The sequence below is a fragment of the Phaeobacter sp. HF9A genome (assembly GCF_011806385.1).
Taxonomy (GTDB): domain Bacteria; phylum Pseudomonadota; class Alphaproteobacteria; order Rhodobacterales; family Rhodobacteraceae; genus Epibacterium.
Genome location: NZ_JAATOX010000147.1, coordinates 1 through 8,508, shown reverse-complemented (window position 1 = coordinate 8,508; position 8,508 = coordinate 1). Strand labels below are relative to the sequence as shown.

Genomic DNA, 8,508 nt, shown 5'->3' with positions numbered 1-8,508 from the left:
GCGCAAAGAAGATCCACAAGAGATTGACCGCCAGAAAACTGAGGGCGGAGGACAGAAACTCTGTCGAGAGTTCCGGCAAAAAGCGTGGCGCATCGTTGTGTTTCATGGGTCCCCTCCAGGCAGGCAACTGGCCTTCACCCTAGCCCCAAAGGGGTAAACCCGGAGTAAAGCCCGCCCGGGGGCGTCGCGTTTTACCGCTCAGATTGCGCTTTTGGCGGCGGCGAGCGCCTCTGGAAGGGCCGCGGCAAAGGCGGCGCGCTCGGCTTCCGGCCCGCAGCTGACGCGGATGCAGCGGTTCTGCGGCGCGGCAAAGGGCATGCGCACGAAGATCCCCGCCGCCACCAGATGCGCCAGTACCGCTTTGGCGAATTCCCCGTCCTGGCCGCAGTCAATGGCGACGAAATTGGTGGCGGAGGGCAGCGGCTCCAGCCCGTTTTCGCGTGCGATCCGGGCGATATCCTGCCGTGCGATGTCAATCTCGCGCTGGATATGCGCCAGCCACTCCTGATCCTTGATCGCCTCTGTCGCGCCGATCTGGGCACAGCGGTTCATACCGAAGTGATTGCGCACCTTGTGAAAACCGGCGATCACCTCGGCAGCGCCCAGAGCATATCCCACGCGCGCGCCCGCCATTCCATAGGCCTTGGAGAGGGTGCGCATGCGGATCACGCGCGGGTCTGTGATCTCCACCGGCGCGGCGGTGCCCTCGGGCGCGCATTCCACATAGGCCTCGTCCAGCACCAAGAGGCAGCCCTGCGGCAGGTTGTCCAGCGCGGCCACGATATCGGCCCCCCGGTGCCAGCTGCCCATCGGATTGTCGGGATTGGCAAAATAGACCAGCTTGGCGCCGACCTCATGCGCCTTGGCCATCAGCGCAGAGAGATCCTCGTGGTCGTCGCGGTAGGGCACGCTGTGCAGCACCCCGCCATAGCCGGCAACGTGATAGTTGAAGGTCGGATAGGCCCCGAGCGAGGTCACCACCGCATCGCCCGCGCCAACATAAAGCCGCACCAGATAGCCCAGAAGCCCGTCGATGCCTTCGCCAACCATGATATGATCGGGCGCGATGCCATGCAGATCGGCCAGGGCATGGCGCAGCTCATGGCTCTCGGCGTCGCCATATTTCCAGATCTCCGCAGCAGAAGCCGCCATCGCCGCGATCGCCTTGGGCGAGGGGCCAAAGAGGTTCTCGTTTGCCCCCAGCCGCGCCACAAAGGGCGCGCCGCGCTGGCGTTCGTGGGTTTCCGGCCCGACAAAGGGAACCGAAGCGGGCAGGGATTGGGCGAGCGGGGTCTGGCGCGTATCTGTCATGCTGCAAGACCTAGCCGGGGGCGCGCGGGCAGGCAAGGGGCGCTGTGCCCCGGCGTCAGGCTGGAAAGGCGGCGCGCGGCGGGGCAAGCTGGACGCAGTGACACTGCCACCACCGGAGGAGCGCCCATGACCAAGGATGCCGAGAGGGTCTCTGTCGAGATCCAGAACCATATTGCCCATGTCACGCTGACCCGTGCCGACAAGATGAATGCAGTGGATGACAGGATGCTGCACGCGCTGATCGCCGCCGCCAAGGAGGTTGGTGCCTCTGATGCGCGCGCGGTTGTGCTCTCTGGCGCGGGCAAGAGCTTCTGCGCCGGGCTCGACGTGATGAGTTTTGCCAGCATGATGCAGATGCAGGACACCAGCTGGATCACCGAACGCACAGAGGGCACATCCAATGATTTTCAGGCGGTGGCGATGCTCTGGCGTGGGCTGGACATCCCGGTGATTGCCGCGATCTACGGCGCCACCTATGGGGCCGGGCTGCAAATCGCGCTGGGGGCGGATATCCGCATCGCCGCGCCCGACTGTTCGCTGGCCATCATGGAGATGAAATGGGGGCTGGTGCCCGACATGGGCGGCATGGCGATCCTGCCGACATTGCTGCGCTCGGATGTGCTTCGGATGTTGACCTATACGGCGGCGCCGATCACGGCGGAACAGGCGGCCGCCTGGGGTTTGGTGACCGAGGTGAACGCCGACCCGCGGGCCCGGGCGCTGGCCCTCGCCGAGGAGATCGCGGGCCGGGGGCCAAACGCCATACGCGCCGCCAAACGCCTGATCGCCTATGCCGAAAGCGGCGCCTCAGAGGCAGAGGTCCTGCTGCGCGAAAGCAATGAGCAGGCGGGGTTGATCGGCAAGCCGGAGCAAATGGAAGTGATCACCGCCAACATGCAAAAACGCGCGCCGATGTTCGACTGACGCCCCAGCAGGCGCCAAAGCAAAAGGCCGCAGCGGATGCCGCGGCCTTTGATGTTTCAAACCGCCGTCAGCGATCAGAGCGAGGCTTGATAGATCTTGTCGATGTTTGATCCCAGCGCGGCGTTATACTCCGCATCCGACATGGCAACATTCAACCCCTCGGTCAGCGCGCGGCTGAAGGAGGCGATCATCTTGCTGTTCTTGGACAGGCGGGCGCAGGCGTCATCGGTGCTGTAGCCCCCCGAGAGCGCCACAACGCGCACCACGGCCTCGTGATCGGCGAGGCTGTCGTAAAGACCGGCCTCATTCGGGATGGTCAGCTTCAGCGAGACTTTGGTGCCGGCGGGCAGCGCATCGAGCTGAGCGGCGATTTCCGCTTTCAGCAGCGCCTCGGCCTCGGATTTGCTGGCAGAGTGGATGTCCACCTCGGGTTCGATGATCGGCACCAGACCGGCCTTGGCGATTTGCAGCCCGATTTCGAATTGCTGCGCCACCACGGCCTTGATCCCCGCCGCATTGGCCTCTTTCACCACCGAGCGCATCTTGGTGCCAAAGATACCGGCCTCCACCGCGCGGGCCAGCAGCGCATCCAGATCCGGCATCGCCTTCATCAGCTGCACACCATCGGCCTCGGCCTCAAGCCCCTTGTCCACCTTCAGGAAGGGCACAACGCCGCATTCTTGCCAGAGGTAGGTCGGCACCGGAATGCCGTCGATGGCATTGTCCATGGTCTTTTCAAACAGGATCGCGCCGAGGATCTTCTTGCTGTTGAAATCCGGTGCGGTGATGATGCGGGCGCGCATCTTCTGGATTTCACCGAACATTTCCTCGTCGTTGGAATAGGCATCTTCCATCACGCCATAAAGCGCCAGCGCCTTTGGGGTGGAGCCGCCGGACTGATCCAGCGCGGCAATGAAGCCCTCGCCAGTGGCGATCCGGTCAAACTGTTGCTGTTGGGTTGCGGTGTCTGTCGCCATGACGCGCGGCCTCCTTCGGACATGCAGGTCGAATTCTCGCCCCATCTATAGCGGGGCTTTGGCGAGAAACAATAATGGTTTCCGATGGTTGCGCTAACGAAGGCGGTGCCGTCAGCGAAAAAACGCTTTGCGGGCGTCGCGGGCCATATTGTAGCGCATTTCCAGATCGGCAAGCTCTGCCATCGCGGCTTTGCGGGCCTCTGGATCGGTGATGCCGGGATAGGCGGCGCGGGCGGCGTCGAGCTGTTTCTTGAGGGGGAATTCTTCCGGCACGGCCCCTGCTTCGGCCATGATGCGCATGCCGACAGACATGCCCGGATCAATCAGCTCCTCGCCCCGGCGGTCGGGCAGGGGCTTGCCTTCGCCCTCAAGGCCAGAGAGCTGACCGGAGTGGGCCGCTTTGGCCATCTGGCGTTCGATAAGGTCCCGAAATGCACGTATCATGGGCCAATGCTACTCCCACTTGGGCGCTCCGCCAAGCCTATTCAGGCGGCGACGGCGGATCCGATAAAATGTCGCAGGGCCTCATGCGGCGGGCGCTTTTCGCGGGTCCGCCCGGCCAGCCGCACCGTGTCAAACAGCACCGTGAGGGTCATATCGCTGAAGGACAAGCTCCAGTAGCGGGCATCCATCGCGGCCCAGCGGGCGGCTTTTTCGCTGCCCAGGATCTCGGTGATATTCCAGGCGGAGACCGGATAGGGCGAGTCGGAGAGCTCATCGACATTCATCGGATCGACCCGAAAATCCAGCACGTCGTCAAATTCCAGGATCGCCAACCCGCCGCCGGCGATCGGGGCAACCTCGTAACAGAGCAGCAGCCTGTCGCCGTCAAAAAAGACGGCGGGAACCTCTTCGGTTCCAATCACCGGGAAATCTTCCCGCGGTTCCTTGCCTGTTTCTGGGCCTTTATCTGCCATGCAGTGTCTCCGGCCGTTCTCGGCCTTGCCTCTGTCGTATCGTCGACTCAGGAGACTAATTTAAACCGGCTTCTAAATTGCTAACGGCGCGGCGGGGGCGTGGAAAAAGCGCGACCGGAGACCGAGACCGAATTGCCGCTGGGATCTTTGCAATTGGTACAGCAGCAATTGGCAAAACAAAAGCGGCGCCCCATGGGAGGGACGCCGCCTGATATCTGTCATGTCGCCAAGAGGCCTGGGGTCAGACCAGCCGCGAGGTTTCCTTGGCGGCGCGCACGAAATCCTTGAACAGCGGATGCGGCTCGAAGGGTTTGGATTTCAGTTCCGGGTGGAATTGCACGCCGATGAACCAGGGGTGATCTTCCCATTCCACGATCTCCGGCAGGCGGCCATCGGGGCTCATGCCGGTGAACTTCAGCCCGCAGGCCTCCAGTTTTTCGCGGTAAGTGATGTCCACCTCATAGCGGTGACGGTGGCGCTCCTCGATCGCGGTGGAGCCATAGACGCCCGCCACTTTCGATCCTTCGGCCAATGTCGCGTCATAGGCGCCCAGACGCATGGTGCCGCCTTTGTCGTCATCGGCCTTGCGGCTGACCTTATGGTTGCCCTGCACCCATTCCTTGAGGTGGTAAACCACGGGCTCAAACCGCTTTTTGCCCGCCTCATGGTCGAATTCCTCCGACCCGGCTTCCTGAATGCCAGCCACGTTGCGGGCCGCTTCGATCACGGCCATCTGCATGCCGAGACAGATGCCGAGATAGGGCACCTTGTGCTCGCGGGCATATTGCGCCGCCTTGATCTTTCCCTCGGTGCCGCGCTCGCCAAAGCCGCCAGGCACCAGGATCGCGTGAAAGCCCTGCAAATAGGGGGTCGCGTCTTCCTTGTCGAAAAGCTCCGCGTCCACCCATTCGATACGCACCTTGACCCGGTTGGCCATGCCGCCATGGGTCAGTGCCTCGGCGATGGATTTATAGGCGTCCTCAAGCTGGGTGTATTTGCCGACGATGGCCACTTTGACCTCGCCTTCCGGGTTGTAGATCCGGTCGGCCACATCTTCCCAGCGGGTCAGCGTGGGACGCGGGGCAGGGGCGATGCCGAAGGCATCCAGCACCGCCTGATCCAGCCCTTCGCGGTGATAGGCCAGCGGTGCCTCATAGATGGATTTCAGATCCTGCGCCGCGATCACGCTATCGGCGCGCACGTTACAGAACAGCGCCAGCTTTTCGCGTTCCTTGACCGGAATCGGCCCCTCGGAGCGGCAAACCAGGATATCCGGCGCCAGCCCGATCGAGCGCAGCTCCTTCACGGAGTGCTGTGTCGGCTTGGTCTTCAGCTCGCCGGAGGCTTTGATATAGGGCAGCAGCGTCAGGTGCATAAAGATGCACTGCCCGCGCGGCTTGTCCTGGCTGAACTGGCGGATGGCCTCAAAGAAGGGCAGCCCTTCGATGTCGCCCACGGTGCCGCCGATTTCACACAGCATAAAATCCACCTCATCTTCGCCGATGGAGATGAAGTCCTTGATTTCATTGGTGACATGCGGGATCACTTGGATCGTCTTGCCGAGGTAATCACCACGGCGTTCCTTCTCCAGCACATTGGTGTAGATCCGCCCCGAGGAAATCGAGTCGGTCTTGCGCGCCGGCACGCCGGTGAAGCGTTCGTAGTGGCCAAGGTCGAGGTCGGTTTCCGCGCCATCATCGGTCACAAAGACCTCGCCGTGTTCAAACGGGCTCATGGTGCCGGGGTCAACGTTGAGATAGGGATCCAGCTTGCGCAGACGCACCGAATAGCCCCGTGCTTGCAGCAGCGCACCCAGAGCGGCCGATGCCAGCCCCTTGCCCAGTGATGACACAACACCGCCAGTGATAAAGATAAAACGCGCCATGTTTTCGGCTGCCCCCGTGAGATCGTAATCAGGTCCAATTCGGTTCGGTCGTAATCCAAAACATCGGATCCAACCTCTGCCCGGCGGTCATGGGAACCCCTAAGGAATCACCCAAAAAACCGCAGCATCACGGGACTTCAGCATTATCAGATTCGCAAGACATGCGCAAGGGAACCGCAAGATGCTGTTACGGTTCCCGATAATTTGTCTAGGTTTTGTAGGTTAGTCGGCGCTGGGCACCAGCGGCGCATTTTCATCCGCACTCGGCGGCAACAGGTCGCTGCCAAGCGGCGAGGCCGGAACAGCGGGTGTTTCCTCATCCGCAGCCGGCTGCGTCAGGCTGTCTGTGACCGAGCTGCCAGCGGATTTCTCTGCGGCCAGAATGGTCAGGGTGATCGAGGTCGCGATAAAGGCCACGGCAAGTGCCCAGGTGATCTTGCTGAGCGCAGTGGCCACGCCGCGACCGGTCATGGCACCACCGCCACCACCACCCATGCCAAGGCCGCCACCTTCGGAGCGTTGCAAAAGAACAACGGCAATAAGGCCGAGCGCAAGAAGAAGATGGATGATGAGAACGACGTTTTCCATAGGACCCTGCGGCTGTTGGCTGAGTATCGGGCGGTTCATAGGGAAGATTGCCGAGCGGGGCAAGGGCCGAGTTTCCCTCTCTCCCCAATGATCCGGGGCGAGAGGCGGCAATCCCGCCTGTTCCGCCGCGTTCTGGCGGCCTGACGGTAGCAATAGAGGCGGCGCGGCCAGAATTTTTCCCCTTGTCGTCTGATCCCCCGCTGCGGGGGCGAGATTCCGGTTTCCTCGCCGCTGCGGTCTCGCTATACGGGGCGTCGGTTTCAACCAGCATACAAAGGACCTGAGATGGCCAATGTCGTGGTAGTCGGCGCCCAGTGGGGCGATGAGGGAAAAGGCAAGATCGTTGATTGGCTCAGCGAACGGGCGGATGTGATTGCGCGTTTCCAGGGCGGCCACAATGCGGGCCATACGCTGGTGATCGACGGTGAAGTCTTTAAATTGCACGCGCTGCCCTCTGGTGTGGTGCGCGGTGGCAAGCTCTCCGTGATCGGCAATGGCGTGGTGCTGGACCCCTGGAGCCTGCTGAACGAGATCGAGACGATCCGTGCGCAAGGCGTCGAGATCAGCCCCGAAACGCTGATGATCGCCGAGAACACCCCGCTGATCCTGCCCTTCCATGGCGAACTCGACCGGGCGCGTGAAGGTCAGAATTCGGTGGCCAAGATCGGCACCACCGGACGTGGCATCGGCCCCGCCTATGAGGATAAGGTCGGCCGCCGGGTCATTCGTGTGGCTGATCTGGCCGACGACGCCACCCTGGCGCTGCGGGTGGATCGGGCGCTGGTGCACCACAACGCGCTGCGCAAGGGCCTCGGGCTGGAAGAGATCGACCGCGACGGTCTGATCGCCCAGTTGAAAGAGGTTGCCCCCCAGATCCTGCCCTATGCGGCGCCGGTCTGGAAGGTGATGAACGAAAAGCGCAAGGCGGGCAAACGCATCCTCTTTGAAGGGGCGCAGGGCGCGCTGCTGGATATTGATTTCGGCACCTACCCCTATGTGACCTCCTCCAATGTGATCGCGGGCCAGGCGGCGACGGGCGTGGGCATCGGCCCGGGCTCCATCGACTATGTGCTGGGCATCGTCAAAGCCTATACCACCCGCGTCGGCGAAGGCCCGTTCCCGACCGAGCTTGAGGATGAAGACGGTCAGCGCCTCGGCGAGCGTGGCCATGAATTCGGCACCACCACCGGCCGCAAGCGCCGCTGTGGCTGGTTCGACGCCGCCCTGGTGCGCCAGACCTGCGCGACCTCGGGGGTCAACGGCATCTGCCTGACCAAGCTCGATGTGCTGGACGGGTTCGAGACGCTGAAGATCTGCATCGGCTACGAGTTGGACGGCGAACGACTGGACTATCTGCCCACCGCCGCCGACCAACAGGCACGCTGCACACCGATCTACGAGGAAATGCCCGGCTGGTCCGAAAGCACCGAAGGCGCACGCACCTGGAATGATTTGCCTGCCAATGCGATCAAATATGTCCGCCACATCGAAGAGCTGATCGACTGCCCGGTCGCGCTTCTCTCCACCAGCCCGGAGCGGGAAGACACGATCCTCGTGACCGACCCGTTTGCAGACTGATGGCAAAAGAGGGCCTCAGCTATAAGGCGCGCCGCTTCTGGGCGCTGATGATCCTCCTGGTGGGGATGCCGCTCTACATCGTATTGGCGGTCAGCATCATCAACTGGCTGGGCCGCCCGCCGATCTGGCTGGAGCTGCTGGTCTATGTGGCACTTGGCATCGCCTGGGTGCTGCCGTTCAAATTCGTGTTCCGGGGCGTCGGCAAAGAAGACCCGGACGCGTTGCACGACGAACACCCCAAGTAAGCACTGCGCGAAGCAGGAGCGGGGGCGCTCCCGCCCGGCCTTGTGCCCCTTGCGGGACCCATCGCCCCGTTGGGCCCGGCGCC

9 protein-coding genes are annotated in these 8,508 nt (G+C 62.7%); 3 read left to right on the top strand and 6 right to left on the bottom strand.

The window, feature by feature from the left end:
* Positions 1-198: 198 nt before the first annotated feature.
* Entirely contained in the window at positions 199-1,311 is a 1,113-nt protein-coding gene (locus HCZ87_RS18325) for a pyridoxal phosphate-dependent aminotransferase (RefSeq protein ID WP_167646146.1), read from the bottom strand.
* 126 nt (positions 1,312-1,437) lie between these two features.
* On the opposite strand from HCZ87_RS18325, the gene HCZ87_RS18320 reads away from it, so the two are divergent.
* Positions 1,438-2,235, top strand: coding sequence for a crotonase/enoyl-CoA hydratase family protein (locus tag HCZ87_RS18320; protein ID WP_167646144.1), 798 nt, complete (start codon positions 1,438-1,440; stop codon positions 2,233-2,235).
* Positions 2,236-2,309: 74 nt separating this feature from the next.
* Here the strand turns inward: HCZ87_RS18320 and HCZ87_RS18315 are convergent, their stop codons facing one another.
* The 5 genes from HCZ87_RS18315 to secG form a co-directional block, all read right to left on the bottom strand.
* Positions 2,310-3,212 carry a fructose bisphosphate aldolase gene (locus tag HCZ87_RS18315; RefSeq protein WP_167646142.1) on the bottom strand — a complete coding sequence of 301 codons (903 nt, stop codon included), beginning with the start codon at positions 3,210-3,212 and terminating at the stop codon, positions 2,310-2,312.
* Between the two features lie 111 nt (positions 3,213-3,323).
* Positions 3,324-3,656: a DnaJ family domain-containing protein gene (locus HCZ87_RS18310; RefSeq protein WP_167646140.1), complete on the bottom strand. Its 333-nt coding sequence runs from the start codon at positions 3,654-3,656 to the stop codon at positions 3,324-3,326.
* Positions 3,657-3,697: 41 nt separating this feature from the next.
* Positions 3,698-4,129: a hypothetical protein gene (locus tag HCZ87_RS18305; protein WP_175582319.1), complete on the bottom strand. Its 432-nt coding sequence runs from the start codon at positions 4,127-4,129 to the stop codon at positions 3,698-3,700.
* Positions 4,130-4,370: 241 nt separating this feature from the next.
* Positions 4,371-6,014, bottom strand: a complete 1,644-nt coding sequence (locus HCZ87_RS18300) for a CTP synthase (protein ID WP_167646138.1) — start codon at positions 6,012-6,014, stop codon at positions 4,371-4,373.
* 222 nt (positions 6,015-6,236) lie between these two features.
* On the bottom strand, positions 6,237-6,602 hold the full coding sequence (gene secG / locus HCZ87_RS18295; protein WP_167646136.1) for a preprotein translocase subunit SecG: 366 nt from the start codon (positions 6,600-6,602) through the stop codon (positions 6,237-6,239).
* 285 nt (positions 6,603-6,887) lie between these two features.
* Between secG and HCZ87_RS18290 the strand changes: the two genes are divergently transcribed.
* Positions 6,888-8,180: an adenylosuccinate synthase gene (locus HCZ87_RS18290; RefSeq protein WP_167646134.1), complete on the top strand. Its 1,293-nt coding sequence runs from the start codon at positions 6,888-6,890 to the stop codon at positions 8,178-8,180.
* Positions 8,180-8,425: a DUF2842 domain-containing protein gene (locus tag HCZ87_RS18285; protein WP_167646132.1), complete on the top strand. Its 246-nt coding sequence runs from the start codon at positions 8,180-8,182 to the stop codon at positions 8,423-8,425. Before HCZ87_RS18290 ends, HCZ87_RS18285 begins: the two co-directional genes overlap by 1 nt.
* Positions 8,426-8,508: the final 83 nt, after the last annotated feature.